The organism is Enterobacter ludwigii (genome assembly GCA_023023105.1).
Lineage (GTDB): Bacteria > Pseudomonadota > Gammaproteobacteria > Enterobacterales > Enterobacteriaceae > Enterobacter > Enterobacter adelaidei.
Genome location: CP083824.1, coordinates 2,440,345 through 2,456,462 on the forward strand (window position 1 = coordinate 2,440,345; position 16,118 = coordinate 2,456,462).

Below are 16,118 nucleotides of genomic sequence, written 5' to 3' on the forward strand. Positions count from 1 at the left end.
AATGCTATTTTTAAACGTCAGTTTAATAAAACGACGCCGGTCCGATATATCCTGTATCGTCATGCCTGGTGGTGGGAAGTACGTAAAAACATCAAAACGTGCAAAATTTGTATTTTTCGTTTTCGGGCTCATCCGGGATGATGGCGCGAAAAGCCATGTCAGTTAATTAAAGACAATATATCGTATCTTCACAAATAAATATGGCGGGAAACCCCGCCATATTGTGGTTTATTTATTGTCACCCGCGACGCGAATCACGACTTTGCCGAAGTTTCGCCCTTCCAGAAGGCCAATCAGCGCCTCAGGCGCGTTCTCCAGGCCGTCAGTCACCTGTTCACGATAGTGAATTTTGCCCTCCTGCACCCAGCTCCCCATCTCTTGCTGGAACTCTTTAATGCGATGCCCATAGTCCTGGCCGATGATAAAGCCCTGCATACGAATGCGTTTCTTCAGAATGGTCGCCATCAGGAGCGGCAAACGGTCCGGGCCGTCAGGCAGGCCCGTCGCATTATAGCCACTGATCAGACCACATACCGGGACGCGCGCGGAGGTATTCAGCAACGGCAGCACGGCGTCAAAGACTTTTCCGCCGACGTTTTCATAATAGACATCAATTCCTTTCGGACAGGCGTGTTTCAACTGGTCGGCAAAATCCGCAGCGTGGTGATCCAGACAGAGGTCAAACCCGAGGACCTCAACCGCATGGCGGCATTTTTCTGCGCCACCGGCCACGCCGACCACCCGGCAACCTTTGATTTTGCCAATCTGCCCAACGGTCGCGCCAACCGGGCCTGTTGCGGCAGCAACCACCAGCGTTTCCCCCGCTTTAGGTTGCCCGATATCCAGCAATCCCATATAGGCGGTAAAGCCCGGCATACCCAGAATACCCAGCGCCCAGGAAGGATGAGACGGATTTTCACCCAGCTTGACCAGGCCGCTGCCGTCCGAGAGTTCATACTCCTGCCAGCCGCTGTAGCCCAGCACCCATTCACCAGCTTTGAAGTCGGGATGGTTTGACCGCTCAACGCGACTGACCGTTCCTCCCACCATCACCGCACCGATCTCAACCGGCGGTGAATAGGATGGCGCATCGCTCATGCGGCCACGCATGTAAGGGTCCAGCGACAGCCAGACCGTACGGAGCAAAAGCTGCCCCTCAACTGGCGCAGGAACAGGTTGCTCCTCCAGACGAAAATTCTCCGCGACAGGCGCACCCTGTGGACGGGAGGCCAGTACCCAGCGGCGATTAAGCGAAACAGATTGATTCATCAGGAACTCCTTCTGGTTCAAATGTCATTACAGCCTGGCTCACGATCGGCGTTATCGCTTTAACATTACGAGCCAGATTGGTTAAGCCGTACGACCAGATAGATGCAGGTTTCATTCGTCTCGTTGATGAACCGACAGTCATTAGGCGGCCCCAGCTCCAGGCAGTCCCCGGCCCGCATCTCGTGGCGCGTATCGCCCTCCTGGAACACCAGCTCACCCATTTGTAACCAGATAAGCTGACGTGCCAGCGCATAAGAAGAGGCAGGCATAGGCACATCGCTCCCCGCCGGGAGTTCAACCTGAACAAGGTCAATGGGAAGATCTGTGCGGGGAGAAACGTGGCGGCGAAGGTAATGCGTTTGTGGATCGCGCCAGACGGGCTGGTTGGCGAGGCGCAGTAGTTTTCCCTCTTGCATCTCGGCTCTGGCAATCAGCGTCGACATGCTGATGCCAAAAGCCCCCGACAAGCGGGCAAGCAACGTTGCCGTAGGGCTACTGTCCCCACGTTCTATCTTGTGGATCATCGCACGCGAAACGCCTGCCCGGTCAGCAAGCTCGCTCAAAGACCATCCGCGAGACTCGCGTTCAAGGCGAACTCTTGCGCTAATCCGTTGATTCATGGTGTCTGTTATGGTGTTCATGACGTCATACTATAGTGTATGAACGGCATTTCAATGGGCTTTTGATAACAAAAAAATATGGCTTATGTCATAGCTATCTGGCGATACAGTTGTGTAATATCGTAGTTAAATCGTAATACTATAGTGAACAACACACAGAGGTTTCATCATGATCGTTCGTCATGCCTGCAAAGAAGACTGCGCTGCGATAGGAGAAATATACAACCACGCGGTGTTGCACACTGCCGCAATCTGGAACGATAAGACCGTCGACACCGATAATCGTATCGCCTGGTTTGAGGCACGCACCCTCGCAGGTTATCCGGTACTGGTCAGTGAAGAAGACGGTGTTATCACGGGCTATGCCTCTTTTGGTGACTGGCGTGCCTTCGACGGTTTTCGTCATACGGTAGAACATTCGGTCTATGTTCATCCGGATCATCAGGGCAAAGGGATTGGTCGCACATTGATGAAAGCGCTGATTAACGAAGCCCGTGCCATCGGCAAACACGTGATGGTCGCAGGCATCGAAGCGCAGAATCATGCCTCGATTCATCTCCATGAAACGCTCGGTTTTGTGACGACGGGTCAAATGCCGCAGGTGGGTACCAAGTTTGGCCGCTGGCTGGACTTAACCTTTATGCAGCTGCAGCTGGATGAGCGCAGCGACCCGGACGCCATCCCATGAATCAGTCAATGACGCTGGCTTTTTTGGTGGCGGCGGGAATCGGTCTGGTGGTGCAAAATACCTTAATGGTGCGCATCACCCAGACCTCCTCCACTATTCTTATCGCGATGCTGCTGAATTCACTGGTCGGCATTGTGCTGTTTGTCAGCATTCTGCTGCTGAAACAGGGCTTCGCCGGATTTAGCGAGCTGGCCGCTACAGTGCGCTGGTGGACGCTGATCCCGGGGCTGCTGGGTTCGTTTTTCGTGTTTGCCAGTATCAGCGGATACCAGAACGTAGGCGCGGCAACGACCATCGCTGTGCTGGTGGCAAGCCAGTTGATCGGCGGGCTGGTGATGGACGTGCTGAGAAGCAACGGCATACCGCTGCGCGCCCTGATCGGCCCGGTGTGCGGCGCGGTGATGTTGGTCGTGGGGGCCTGGCTGGTCGCGCGACGCCAGTTTTGATCGCTACAGAATGGTGCCGCCTTTCGTTAGCTGTTCCTGTCGCGCTTCCAGCTCCTCTTTATGCTGCTTACCGTGGTGTGAAATCGCGGTGCGCAGACGTTGCTGCTGGGTGTAGCGATCTTCACGGCTGAGCTCTGCATCATCGCTTAATTCAATCAGCAGTTCATTCATGTGGGTAATTACGCTCTCTTCGATGGCGGCATCGACGCGGGCGATAACATCGTTTAAATGTGACATTGTCACTCCTTGTGAATTGCCGGGTGGCGGCTACGCCTTACCCGGCAATAATACGCTTAGTTCAGCTTCGCTTTTGAGAAATCGCTGCCCATCAGGCTCACGCTGTAACCCGTGACGTTGCTGCGGGTAGCGTAGAACGTTTTCCCGTTCGCCAGTGCGATCCACGGCGCCTGCTGGTAGAAAATCTCCTGCGCCTGACCGTAGAGTTTAGCGCGCTCAGCCGGGTTGCTGGTCAGCTTCGCTTTTTGCACCAGGGAATCATACCCCTTATCGCACCAGCGTGCTGCGTTTGAACCCGTTTTAATGCTGTTGCACCCCAGCAGTACGTCAGCAAAGTTGTCCGGGTCACCGTTATCGGACATCCAGCCGAACAGCGCAGAGTCGTGCTCACCTTTACGCATGCCGGAGAGGTATTCGCCCCACTCGTAAGAGACAATTTTGGCCTTCACACCGACTTTCGCCCAGTCGCTCTGGATCATCTCCGCAATACGGCGCGAATTAGGGTTGTACGGACGCTGCACCGGCATTGACCACAGCGTCACTTCCGCGCCCTTCTCCAGCCCGGCCTGCTTCAGCAGGGCTTTCGCTTTTTCGGGGTCGTAGCTGTAGTCCTTCAGGTCTTTATTAAAGCCCATCATGTTTGGCGGAATTGGTGATTTTGCCACCGTACCCGAGCCCATAAAGACCGCGTTGACGATGGCTTTCTTGTCAGTTGCGTAGTTTAGTGCCTGACGTACCAGAACATTATCAAACGGTTTTTTCTCGGTGTTAAACGCCAGATAGCCGACGTTCAACGCATCGACAGAGTGCAGCGTCAGGTCTTTGTTATTTTTAATCACATCAAACTGCACCGGGGATGGAGCAGGAATGATCTGGCATTCGTTGGTCTGCAATTTCGCCAGACGCGTTTCCACATTTGGCGTGATGGAGAAGATCAGGTGTTTTGTCGGTACCTCGCCCTCCCAGTAGTTCGGGTTAGCGACATAGCGGATCAGTGAATCCACTTTGTACTGCTGCAGCACATAAGGCCCTGTACCGATCGGCCAGGTATCCACGTTCTCTGGCGTACCTTTTTTCAGCATCACGTCAGCGTATTCAGCGGAGAGAATCGAGGCAAAATCCATTCCCCAGTCGGCAAGGAATGCAGCGTTGGGTTCACTGAGGGTGAACTGAACATGGTAATCATCGACCTTTTTAACGTCCTGAATCAGTTTATCGAGGCCGACGTCATTAAAGTATTCGTAGTTGCCCTGCGATACGTTGTGATAAGGATGCTTAGGGTCTTTCTGACGCATGACGGAGAAAATGACGTCATCGGCGTTAAAGTCACGGGTCGGTTTGAAGTATTTATTGCTGTTGAACTTCACCCCTTTACGCAGGGTAAACGTATAGGTCTTACCGTCTGGTGAGATTGTCCAGGACTCCGCCAGCGACGGAACCGGCGTATTTTTCACCGGATCGAAATTGATCAGACGGTTATACAACACCTGAGAGCTGGCCACGAAAGACGGGCCGGAGCTGGCGATTTGCGGGTTGAAAGACTCGGGTGAGGCTTCAGAGCAGTAAATAATGGTGTCATTATTTGCCGCCAATGCGGCACCGGCTGGTAAAAGCGTACTCAGCGCAAGGGCGAGCAGTGTTTTCCCTGTAGACATGGTTATAACCCTGGATGTTTTATTATATAGGACAGTAATAACAGCACAGGCTTAATGACCTGGCAAATAACGAAACACTATCAGGTTATTCTAAAGTCACGTTTTTCGCTGGTTTTGCAGTCAATGCAAAAAAAGATGATTTGCCTTAAGTGCCATTATCCGTCAAGCACAACCGTCATTTTCTATGCCGCAAGAAATCGGCGCTTTTAGCGTCTCTTCCTCCGTTTGTTTGCTTCCTCATTTCGTTAAAGTAACGGTGTGAAGAAGTATATGGGATCAAATCGTGGCAAAAACTCTTTTACGCAGCGGTAATCTGGATGATTTTCAGGCCGTTGGCGGCGGCGGACAAGCCGTTTTTGAATCAGCGTTACAAATCCGGGAAGCGCTCCGGTTGCGCAAACAACAGGCCATTGTCGACTGTCTGGCCATTCCACAGGTCAACGATAGCGGTGACCGTGTAGACTGGTATTCCCCGATAGAGGGGAGTGTTACCAGTTGGAAAGCGGCCGATGAAGACGACCGTTTTCGCGCCCTGCGCTATCTGGAAAATACGCTTGCCAGCGTCGAGTCGTTGAGTAAGAAGTGCCTCCAGTCACCTAAAACAGCACAACAGCTTTTTGGTTCACTGCTGTCAAAAGCGTTCCAGTTTCCGGGCGAAAACTTTCTCTTTCTGGTCGAAGGGAAACCGGTCATTAGCTTCTGGGGCTTTGTAAACCTGAACGAAAATGCACGCGACGATGTTCTCGACTGCCTGCGTGAATCACTGATCCCTGAGCCAGCCCCCGTTGTGATTGAAGATCCTGAACCGGAACCTGAGCCGGAACCGATCATCACCTTCGAACAAGCAGACGAGCCACTGATTGCACCGTCAACGGTGGTGCGCATTACGCCGGAGGATCTGTATGAGCCAGAACCTGCTCCAGTCGCGACACAACCACAACCTGCTCAGGAACCCACCCCGACAACCGTTGTGAAAAAGCGTCGTATCCCGCTGTGGACGCTACCCGTTGCCGCCGTGATCGTTGCCGCCATTGCCGCACCGCAGCTGTGGCCAAAACAGTCCCCTTCCGCGCAGCCTGCACCTATGCCAGAGCCTGTAGAAATTGCGCCGAAACCGATCAAAGCAGTTGAACCACTGGCGATGAAATTACCGTTGCATCAGGCTGAGGTAGTGGCAAGCAAAGAAAAAGAACCTGCTCCTGCTCCAGCGCCCGCCCCGGTCGTTATCGTCGCGATTCCGAAAGATGCGATGGTTATGGAAGGTCAGCAAGTGAAAGCGGGATCGACGCGCTTCCTCAACGGGACCTGGCGCGCCATCCTCGATGTGAAAGATCCGGTGACCGGTAAGCCACCGTCACTGCGCTACCAGATCCAGAACAATAAAGGTTTCGCCCGTGTAGTACATGGTGACAACATTGTCTGCCGCGCAGAGATCTTCTCCGGGCTTCACAGCAATGGTGAACTGATGATTAAGAGTCGCGGTAACGCCCGCTGCACCGACGGTTCACGCTACCCGATGCCGGAGGTTTCCTGTAAAGCAGGCACCAGCGATATCGCAGAATGTCGTGCTCACTATGATGCAAACACCGTCGTCCCACTGACGTTCAAGAAAGCAGGTGCCTGATCCTATGCTGGTAAATCTTTGCGACTATAAACAAAGCGTCACGCTTATCGCTAACAGCGGCGTGCAGTTCCTTGATTTCGGTCTGACGCCGCAGGACACCGCCAGCAACGGGCGCTTCGTACGTAAAACCGCGAACGGCCCGCTTCTGCGTCTCGATTTCGACCTGGTGAACGGGCGTTATACTCTGCCCGGGTTGAACGGCGGGCAGCCTGAAGTGGTGAAACCGGAAACCACCATTGCGCTACATCAGTCGCTGGCGGTCCTTGATGGTGTCTGGCTTCCTGTTCCGTTCCTGCGCTTTAACCCGCCACGGACCTTTGTTGACGGCCCGGATAACTGGGCTCGCGTTCAGGTTCGCAAGCTTGATAAACCCGACACGGCAGGCAATACGCACCGCGTGACCCTCGCGCTTGACAGCCAGATTGCCGAACATGCCACGTCCGCGCTGTCCCCGGTCGAAAACGACATTCTGAACGGAACCCGTTTCGCTCTGGCCTGGCGGGATAACGAAGTGGAAAGTTTCCTCGACCAGACCTGGATTGACGGCTGGCTGCGTGAGGCATTTACCCAGTATGCCGACGGTGTTGAAAACCGCTCTGAACGTGATCTGCAACAGGCGATGCGTAGTTTTGAATATCAGGCACACTGGCTCAACCTTCTGACCATGCTCGGTGAGCAGCTTACCGTGCCGGAAGTGAAATTTGTCACTCATACGCTCAGTACCCCTGCCATTCCGGTCGACCTGATCCTCGATGTGGGCAATACCCATACCTGCGGCGTGATTATTGAAGACCACGGGGATGCGAACGATGGTCTGCGCCAGACTGCCGAGCTGCAGGTACGTTCGTTGAGCGAGCCACAATTCCTCAATGAACCCTTGTTCACCAGCCGTCTGGAGTTCTCAGAAGCGCGTTTTGGCAAGCAGCACTTCTCGGTTGAAAGCGGTCGCGAAGATGCCTTTGTCTGGCCGTCGATTGTCCGCGTCGGCGATGAAGCACGGAAACTGGCTACCCAGCGCCTGGGAACCGAAGGTAACAGCGGCATCTCCAGCCCGCGTCGCTACCTCTGGGATGAAACACCGGTGGTTCAGGACTGGCGATTTAGCCAGATGAACAGCAAAACCCAGCGTGAACCTCTGGCTACCGCGTTTCCGCTGATGAACCTGATGAACGATGACGGTGAGCCGCTCTTTACGCTGCCGCAGGACGAGCGACTGCCAGTCTTCTCGCCGCAGTACAGCCGTAGCACGCTGATGACACACATGTTGTGCGAGCTGCTGGCACAGGCTCTGGGTCAGATCAATAGCGTCGCCACGCGCTTGCGTCTGGGCTTCCCGGCATCTCCGCGCCAGTTACGAACCCTGATCCTGACCCTGCCGTCGGCCATGCCAAAGCAGGAGCGGGAGATTTTCCGTCGCCGCATGTTCGAAGCGATCGCCATTGTCTGGAAAGCAATGGGATGGCACCCGCAGGATGAAGATTTCGCCACCCGCAAACAGCAGGAAAAAAGTGTGGTGCCGGTTCCTGAAATCCAGATGGAGTGGGATGAAGCCAGCTGCGGTCAACTGGTCTGGTTGTATAACGAAGCCATTTCTCGTTTTGGCGGCCAGACTGAGGCGTTCTTTGCCTCCCTCGCCCGCCCGGATCGTGAACCTGAGCCCGGCGTTCAGCCGGGGCGTTCACTGCGCGTCGCGTCCATCGACATTGGTGGCGGCACAACGGATATGGCGATCACCCATTATCAGCTTGATGATGGCTCGGGTAACAACGTTAAAATCACGCCGCAACTGCTGTTCCGTGAAGGGTTTAAAGTCGCGGGCGACGATACCCTGCTTGATGTGATTCAGCGCTATGTACTGCCCGCCCTGCAAACGCAACTGCAGAAATCGGGTATTGCGGACGCCTCGCTGCTGATGGCTTCGCTCTTCGGTGACTCCGGCCGAATTGACACCCAGGCAGTATTGCGCCAGCAAACGGCGCTTCAGCTCTTTATGCCGATTGGCCATGCCATTCTTGCCGCGTGGGAATCGAGCGATATTGACGATCCGCTGGCTGGCCTGCATGCCACCTTTGGCGATCTCCTGCCGCAGAAACCGACCCGCAACGTGATGAATTATCTGCAACAGGCGATCGATCATGCCCTGCCTGCGGGTTCTGAAACGTTCGATCTGTTCACCGTTCCGCTGCACGTAAATTTCCGTGAGATGCAGGATGCAATGCTGGCTGGTCAGTTTACGCTGGCTTCGCCGCTCCATGCAGTATGTGAGGCGATTTCCCATTACAGCTGCGATATTTTGCTGATCACCGGGCGTCCTGGCTGCCTGCCTGGCGTTCAGGCACTGATTCGTCACCTGCAGCCGGTTCCGGTCAATCGCATCGTCTGGCTGGATAAGTATCAGGTTCATGAGTGGTATCCGTTCAGCCAACAGGGCCGCATTGGCAACCCCAAATCAACAGCCGCCGTGGGTGCGATGCTTTGCAGCCTGGCGCTTGATCTGCGTCTGCCGCGCTTTAACTTTAAGGCAGCAGATATTGGTGCGTATTCAACCGTGCGGTATCTGGGTGTGCTGGATAATACGGTCAACACCCTGCGCGAAGAGAACGTCTGGTATCAGGATATCGATCTCGATAAACCCGGTGCGAAACTCGACGCGCGTCTGCACTTCCCGCTGCGCGGTAACGTCACCCTCGGCTTCCGCCAGCTGGCAAACGCACGCTGGCCGGCCACACCGCTCTATACACTTAGCATCAACTCGGCTGAACTGGCCAAAGCGATTGCGGGTGATGGCGTGCTGAACGTGCGGCTTAAACTCTGCGGTGGCAGCAAGCAGGAAGGCCCGGAGTCCTTCGAACTGAGCGATGCCTGGCTCCAGGACGGCACCCCGGTCGCCCCTGACGCGTTAACCTTCAAACTGAATACTCTGGCCGATCGCCGTCATAGCGGTAGCCACTACTGGATCGACAGCGGGAGCGTATACCTGAAATGACAGTGACGACGACCACCACTCAGGCTCTAATCGGGTGGATTAATGAGACGCGCCTGAACGCCCCGGTGCTGGATAACGATGCCGACGCCCTGCTTGCTCGCATCAACGCGGTGCAGGCGCGGGAACAAGCCATTGAACATGCCCTGACTCGCCAGAGCAGCATTGGGCTTTACGGTCATTCTCAGAGTGCAAAAGCGCACCTGCTTTTGTCTCTGTGCGGTAGCGGCAACGGACGCCTGAACGTGACACCAGGCCAGCGCACCTTTGACTATTTTTCCCATATCAATCCGGGACATGCCCTGACAAACATGGCCGTCCGCTTCACCCGGGGACATGCAGACGTCATTGATGAGGCGTTTCCTCTGCGTCTGAGTCTGATCACCGAGGCCGAACTGGTACAGCTGTTTATTGCCCGCACGACGCAGCACCCGCAGATGCGCGCCGTGGATAAAGCCGTCATTGAGACGCGCCTGGAAAAATGGCGCGGTCTGCGTCAGCCGCAGGGCGTGCCTGGCATCACGTCTCAGGAAGTCGGGGCAATTGCCCGCTTCTGGCAGAACACGGTACCCGCCGCAAAACAGCAAATTGATGATGCCCTGTGGCACCAGTTTGCCCAACTGGTCCCCTCCCTTGATCTCAGCACGCGAGCCAGCGTCTGGTCACTGTTGTGGGGTGAGCAACAGGAGTTGACCCAGCAGTGGTTAAAACTCGCCCATGTGCTGCATCAGACCAGCCATGCCAGCGAACTTGCCGCGCCGCTTAGCCTGCTGGTGGATAGCTTCGGCCTGCCCGGTGAAGGGTTCCTGACGCACGACGGCACGTTAACCCTTCAGGAAGCGCAGGAGACGCTGCTTCATCCACTGAATAACGGTGAGATGCTCAATGCCATCAGCATCCCCGTCGATGTGCTTGCCTTCCTGACCCGCGAGCTGGTGTTACCGGTTGAGAACAGTGCCCTGGATAATGTCGATATTATTGATATTCCGGTATTTGAAGAAAATAATGCCGATCCGTTACACCAGGCTAAATCACAGTGGCTGCTTGAGCACTACCGTCAACAGCTACAGCCAGATGTTCTGGTTATTTGCAATGCGACCGCACAGCACGAGCAAACGGCCAAAAAAGCAAAAGTGTTAATGAACTGGGTTAAAGAGACACAGCCTGCTGAAGAATCGGCCCTGCCGGGTCTGGTGTGGGCAATCACCCCTCATGACGCTCGTTTTACCACCCGGCAGAATCTCGATGAAGCCGTGCAGCATCTGCTCGGTAAACCGGGTTTGCGCTGGGGCACCCTCCAGGCACTGGACAGCAACAGCATGCAGCGCGTGATCGAGTGGTTGTCTCAGGCTACATTACCTGCCCAGCGGCAGAAGCGTCTTAATACGCTGAAAAACTTACTGCGGCAGGAGCTTTCGTCTCTGATGCAAAGCTATCTGGCGCCACTGGTTGAGGCCCCCGGAGCCAGACGAACCCGTGCAGAAAGTATGGTGCGAACCCTTCAGGGCTGCGCCGCCCGCCACGGTGAACTGCTGGAGGGTCTTCTGCCGCCGCTTAAAGCCTTTGAAACCCTGCTGGCCGTTCAGCAACCCCGTGAGGAGCAAGTTAACGGGTTGTTTACGGATTCCATTGACCTGTTTGCCGATAACGCACAGGAAAGTACCGGCATGTTCCAGACCAAAGACAAAGCGCGTCTGGCACACCGAGTGTGGATAAATCATCTGCGTCAATGGAGCCGCAATGATGCCACGGCAGCCCGTCTTGGACTGGAGCCCGGGGTGTTGCAGCAAATCGCAGATGTTCTGGTGGTAACCAGCTACCGGCTTAACCTGCCTCAGCAACTTCAGCGCATTGTTGAAACGGATAAAAGTAGCGCCGCACAGCTGCATGCTGTGATGGGTAACTTTGTTGGCTGGTTGGGTTACGACCAGACACCTGTTACAGCACGTCCGGCAAGCCGCATCCGTAAGGGTAATGCCATCTTTGTCACACCGGTGGTGAGTAGCGCGGAACCTCGTCTTACCCGACTGGGGGAACAGCCCGTACATGCGGCTACCGCGTATGTTTACGACTGGCTGGTTGCGCTCTATAGCCGGGCGATAGAGAACATTGATTACCAGCATCCGCATGATGTTCAGCCCGCCTCTCGTCAGGCGCTGCAGGCATTATTGCGCTGATCTTTTTAGCCCGCAGCAATGCGGGCTATTATCACGCTGCCACGCACTCTGCTAATGCCTGTGCCAGCGCGGACGGGTTTTCCCAGGACATTGAATGCCCGGCTGCCGGGATGATTTTCACTTCAATGCCCTTCTGCTTCAGATTATCCACATCGTTATCAGGCAGCGACAGCTCGCCGAAAATCAACGTCACCGGGCAGGTCAGAGACAGGAATTGTGCTTCCCACTCGGGTTCCACACCTTCCACCAGGCTTGATGCACCCCGCCACACGGCATACGGGGCATTACTCTGCAGGCAACCCGCCCACGCCGTCGTTTCTGCGCTGAGCATGGCATCATAACCCTGTTCCAGAAACTGTTGCTCTGTTTGCGCTGCGATAGGCCGACTGAACACTCCGCCACCTGCGTGAAAATTAGGTTCTGACACCATCAACCCTCTGACGCGCGGTGCCAGCAGCCCCGCTGCTTCGATAGCAATGCTGCCACCCATGCTGTGACCATAGAGCCAGAAAGCATTCAGTTTAAGATGATCAATCAGTTCCGCCACAACGTGCGCCTGGTCGGTGGTTTTGTAGCTGTAGTGCTCAGGCTTATCGCTGTAACCGCTACCAGGCAAATCAATAAGAATGGCTCTGCGCGCGCCGAATAATGGATCACGAACGACTCGGGGGTATTCATAGGAAGAGGCGCAACCCAACCCGTGAATGAACACGACGGGATCGTCAGCACCCGGCAAATCATGCCAGCGCACAGTGCAACCAGCCTGGTGTGAGTAAAAACTGTTCATAAGCACTCCTTTTATGATGCACTGTGTATTTATACAGTCATCACATCTGGAATGCTATGTTCATCTTTTAAAACTGGAAGCGAGCTTCAGAAAAGCGAGACCAGCAGCGCAACGGGAAAGCTCATTGGCCAGGTAGATCCCACCAGAAAAGCACTCAGCAGGCGTATACGTTTACGGTCTTTAGAGAGGAACCAGGTAATTAATGCGCAGATGGAAGCCATGATTGCGTAAAAAACCAACATCTTTTGATACAACGTCATTCTGTATACCAGAGCCGAAAAAATAACCGCACGCAATATGCGTCATATGTTGATACAGATCAAGTTTTTTCGTTACAGAATAACCACTTAAAAATTATGGCTAATAACAATTGGGTATTTTACGCAACATTCGTGGCGAAATGAGAGTACACCCGGCCGCGCAAGCGACCGGGCATGATGGTCAGTGTTTAATCATAACGTGCCGGACAACCGTATAATCCTCAAGCCCGTAAACCGACATATCTTTTCCGTATCCGGACAATTTCATGCCGCCATGTGGCATTTCGCTCACCAGCATAAAGTGGGTGTTAACCCAGGTACATCCGTACTGCAGGCGCGCACTCAGGCGATGGGCGCGCCCCACATCTTTGGTCCAGACCGATGATGCCAGGCCATATTGCGAGTCGTTAGCCCATGCCAGCACCTGCGCTTCATCGTCAAACTCGGTCACGCTCACCACCGGACCAAACACTTCTCGCTGAACAATGGCATCTTCCTGTTTTGCACCCGCCAGCAGGGTTGGCTGGAAGTAGTAGCCCGTCCCCTCTTTTTTACTGCCTCCCGTGACAACGCGGATATGGCCGAGCGCTTTCGCCTCATCAACAGCTTTACAGACCCGTGAAAGATGGGCGGACGAACTCAGCGGCCCAAGCTCGGTAGAGGCATCCTCCGGGGCACCCATTTTGAGGCTGGCTACTGCTGCCCCCAGTTTTTCAACAAGCCGGGCATAAATCCCCTTCTGGGCATAAATACGGCAGGCTGCCGTACAGTCTTGTCCGGCATTGTAGAAACCGAAAGTACGAACACCTTCGACAACGGCATCGAGATCGGCATCATCAAAGACGATAACCGGCGCTTTGCCCCCCAACTCCATGTGGGTGCGCTTAATCGAAGATGCGGTATGCCCGATGATATGTTCCCCGGTGGCAATCGAACCGGTCAGTGAGACCATACGCACTTTTTCATGTCCGGTCAGCGGATCACCTACCGTTTTACCTCGACCAAACAGCACGTTCAGAACGCCTGCCGGGAAGATATCCTTCGCCAGTTCTGCCAGTTTTAAGGCTGTCAGCGGCGTAATTTCAGAGGGTTTGATCACCACACAGTTACCGGCCGCCAGCGCAGGTGCCAGCTTCCATGCAGCCATCATCAGCGGGTAGTTCCACGGTGCGATAGAGGCGACAACACCAATCGGGTCGCGACGGATCATCGAGGTGTGGCCATCAAGATATTCTCCGGCGGCCAGCCCGTTCAGGCAACGCGCAGCCCCGGCAAAGAAACGAAAAACGTCGACGACGGCCGGAATCTCATCACCCAGAACACAGTGCAGCGGCTTACCACAGTTAAGAGACTCAAGCCTGGCAAACTCTTCACCCTGCGCCTCAATGACATCAGCCAGTTTCAGCAGGCACTCAGCACGCGTTTTAGGTGTGGTTTGCCCCCAGTCGCTGAAAGCACGATCCGCAGCCTGAACGGCCGCATCGACCTGAGCAGGCGAGGCTTCCGCAATCTCCAGCAGTACCTCTCCGGTGGCAGGGTTATAAACCGGCTGTTTTTCTCCTTCTCCGGCAACCAGTTCACCCTTTATCAGCAGATGTTTTTGCATAGCATTATCCTGTTGAAATTAAAGTTATTTCCCGCTACCGGCAATGTTCTCGCCGTCGCGGGTTAGCCACCAGGCTCCCAGAATGGGGATGGTCGTCACCAGCATCACCAACAGTGCAACAACGTTGGTGACCGGCACGTCGCGTGGACGCCCGAGCTGATTGAGTAACCACAGCGGTAACGTACGCTCGTGTCCCGCGGTAAATGTTGTGACGATGATCTCGTCGAACGACAGCGCAAACGCCAGCATGCCCCCGGCCAATAGCGCTGAGCCAAGATTGGGCAGCACGACATACCGGAAGGTTTGCCAGCCGTCAGCCCCCAGATCCATCGACGCCTCAACCAGACTCCAGGAGGTACGTCTGAACCGGGCAATCACGTTGTTAAACACCACCACCACACAGAAGGTGGCGTGTCCGACCACGATGGTGAAAAATCCCGGTTCGAGGTTGATAGCCTTAAATGCTGTCAGTAGCGCCAGACCGGTGATGATCCCCGGTAGCGCAATCGGCAACATCAACAACAATGAGATCGCGTTTTTGCCGAAAAACTCACTGCGCCACAGTGCCGCTGCAGCAAGCGTGCCAAGCACGAGGGCAATTGCGGTGGATAAGGCGGCAATTTGAAGTGACAACGTCACGGATTCAATAATATCGCCGCGCCCTGCCGCCACGCTAAACCACTTCAGCGTCAACCCCTGTGGCGGGAAACTGAACGCAGCGTCTTCGGTGTTAAAGGCATAGGTCGCGATAATCAGCAGCGGGAAGTGCAGGAAGATTACCCCTCCCCATGCTGCCACTTTCAGGAACAACGGTGCGCGTTCAGAGTGCATCGAATGCTCCCAGACGTTTCACGAACGCCAGATAGAGAGAAATAAGCACGATGGGAACCAGAGTAAACGCCGCGGCCATGGGCATATTGCCGATCGCCCCCTGCTGAGAATAGACCATGTTCCCGATGAAATAGCCCGGCGGCCCTACCAGCTGCGGAACAATGAAATCCCCCAGCGTCAGGGAAAAGGTGAATATTGACCCTGCGGCAATACCCGGGATCGCCAGCGGTAAAACGACATAACGAAAGGTCTGACGGGGACGCGCACCGAGATCGGCCGAGGCCTGCAGTAAAGAAGCGGGCAACCGTTCCAGCGCCGCCTGTACGGGCAGGATCATAAACGGCAACCAGATGTAGACGAAGACCAGAAACCGCCCTAGCCCTGAGGTGGACAATGTGTTTCCGCCAATCGCCGGTAGCATCAGCATTGAGGTCAGGATCGGCTCCAGCCCCATATGGCTGAGAAACCATTGCGCCACGCCATCCTTCGCCAGCAGTAAAGTCCAGGCGTACGCCTTAACAATATAGCTCGCCCACATCGGCAGCATCACCGCGATATAGAAGAATGCTTTCCACTTACCGCTGGTATAACGCGCCATATACCAGGCCATCGGGAATGCCAGGATTGCGCTGGCAATGGTGACCGCGATTGCCATCATCAGCGTACGCAGGATGATATCGTAGTTTGCCGGGTTGAAGAGTGCCTGAATATTAGCCAGCGTCAGATCCGGCGTGACCGCCATAGTGAAGTCGTCAAAGGTGTAAAAACCCTGCCACAGCAGGGTCAGGAGCGAACCTAAGTAGACGATGCCAAACCACATCAGCGGAGCAAGCAGGAGCAGGAACAAGCCGAGCAATGGCTTTCGCCAGAACAGAGCCGTTATGCGGCTTAAGCGGCTGCGTGGTGCGGGAGGATGAGCGACACTCATATCCATT

General features: G+C 54.9%; 14 protein-coding genes. 5 read left to right on the forward strand and 9 right to left on the reverse strand.

The window, feature by feature from the left end; genetic code table 11:
- Window positions 1–228: 228 nt before the first annotated feature.
- The gene (locus LCD46_11820; protein UOY68806.1) at window positions 229–1,269 is read right to left on the reverse strand and encodes an NADP-dependent oxidoreductase; all 1,041 of its coding nucleotides are present in this window, start codon (window positions 1,267–1,269) and stop codon (window positions 229–231) included.
- A 65-nt stretch (window positions 1,270–1,334) separates the two neighbouring features.
- The gene (locus LCD46_11825) at window positions 1,335–1,910 is read right to left on the reverse strand and encodes a helix-turn-helix domain-containing protein (GenBank protein UOY68807.1); all 576 of its coding nucleotides are present in this window, start codon (window positions 1,908–1,910) and stop codon (window positions 1,335–1,337) included.
- Between the two features lie 148 nt (window positions 1,911–2,058).
- Between LCD46_11825 and LCD46_11830 the strand changes: the two genes are divergently transcribed.
- Both LCD46_11830 and LCD46_11835 read left to right on the forward strand, forming a co-directional pair.
- The gene (locus LCD46_11830) at window positions 2,059–2,577 is read left to right on the forward strand and encodes an N-acetyltransferase family protein (GenBank protein UOY68808.1); all 519 of its coding nucleotides are present in this window, start codon (window positions 2,059–2,061) and stop codon (window positions 2,575–2,577) included.
- Complete coding sequence (locus LCD46_11835; GenBank protein ID UOY68809.1) at window positions 2,574–3,023, forward strand: DMT family transporter; 450 nt, start codon at window positions 2,574–2,576, stop codon at window positions 3,021–3,023. Before LCD46_11830 ends, LCD46_11835 begins: the two co-directional genes overlap by 4 nt.
- Window positions 3,024–3,026: 3 nt before the next feature.
- On the opposite strand, the gene LCD46_11840 is transcribed toward LCD46_11835, so the two are convergent.
- Together LCD46_11840 and LCD46_11845 are read right to left on the reverse strand one after the other, a co-directional pair.
- Window positions 3,027–3,260, reverse strand: a complete 234-nt coding sequence (locus LCD46_11840) for a YdcY family protein (protein UOY68810.1) — start codon at window positions 3,258–3,260, stop codon at window positions 3,027–3,029.
- Window positions 3,261–3,316: 56 nt separating this feature from the next.
- Complete coding sequence (locus tag LCD46_11845) at window positions 3,317–4,915, reverse strand: ABC transporter substrate-binding protein (protein UOY68811.1); 1,599 nt, start codon at window positions 4,913–4,915, stop codon at window positions 3,317–3,319.
- A gap of 283 nt (window positions 4,916–5,198) precedes the next feature.
- On the opposite strand from LCD46_11845, the gene LCD46_11850 reads away from it, so the two are divergent.
- Genes LCD46_11850 through LCD46_11860 form a run of 3 tightly spaced genes read left to right on the forward strand, consistent with a single transcriptional unit; the run spans window position 5,199 to window position 11,699 of the window.
- The gene (locus tag LCD46_11850) at window positions 5,199–6,539 is read left to right on the forward strand and encodes an SrfA family protein (GenBank protein UOY68812.1); all 1,341 of its coding nucleotides are present in this window, start codon (window positions 5,199–5,201) and stop codon (window positions 6,537–6,539) included.
- A 4-nt stretch (window positions 6,540–6,543) separates the two neighbouring features.
- Window positions 6,544–9,525 carry a virulence factor SrfB gene (locus LCD46_11855; GenBank protein UOY68813.1) on the forward strand — a complete coding sequence of 994 codons (2,982 nt, stop codon included), beginning with the start codon at window positions 6,544–6,546 and terminating at the stop codon, window positions 9,523–9,525.
- The gene (locus LCD46_11860) at window positions 9,522–11,699 is read left to right on the forward strand and encodes a virulence factor SrfC family protein (protein UOY68814.1); all 2,178 of its coding nucleotides are present in this window, start codon (window positions 9,522–9,524) and stop codon (window positions 11,697–11,699) included. Before LCD46_11855 ends, LCD46_11860 begins: the two co-directional genes overlap by 4 nt.
- 31 nt (window positions 11,700–11,730) lie before the next feature.
- Here the strand turns inward: LCD46_11860 and LCD46_11865 are convergent, their stop codons facing one another.
- From LCD46_11865 to LCD46_11885, 5 genes are all read right to left on the reverse strand, one after another.
- Complete coding sequence (locus tag LCD46_11865) at window positions 11,731–12,486, reverse strand: alpha/beta hydrolase (GenBank protein ID UOY68815.1); 756 nt, start codon at window positions 12,484–12,486, stop codon at window positions 11,731–11,733.
- A gap of 86 nt (window positions 12,487–12,572) precedes the next feature.
- The gene (locus LCD46_11870; protein ID UOY68816.1) at window positions 12,573–12,746 is read right to left on the reverse strand and encodes a GhoT/OrtT family toxin; all 174 of its coding nucleotides are present in this window, start codon (window positions 12,744–12,746) and stop codon (window positions 12,573–12,575) included.
- A 181-nt stretch (window positions 12,747–12,927) separates the two neighbouring features.
- A complete protein-coding gene (gene patD / locus LCD46_11875) occupies window positions 12,928–14,352 on the reverse strand; it encodes an aminobutyraldehyde dehydrogenase (protein ID UOY68817.1) in 1,425 nt (474 codons plus the stop codon).
- Window positions 14,353–14,376: 24 nt separating this feature from the next.
- Window positions 14,377–15,183: an ABC transporter permease gene (locus LCD46_11880; GenBank protein ID UOY68818.1), complete on the reverse strand. Its 807-nt coding sequence runs from the start codon at window positions 15,181–15,183 to the stop codon at window positions 14,377–14,379.
- Window positions 15,173–16,117 (reverse strand): ABC transporter permease, encoded by a 945-nt coding sequence (locus LCD46_11885; protein UOY68819.1) that lies wholly within the window; start codon window positions 16,115–16,117, stop codon window positions 15,173–15,175. The genes LCD46_11880 and LCD46_11885 overlap by 11 nt, the downstream gene beginning before the upstream one ends.
- Window position 16,118: the final 1 nt, after the last annotated feature.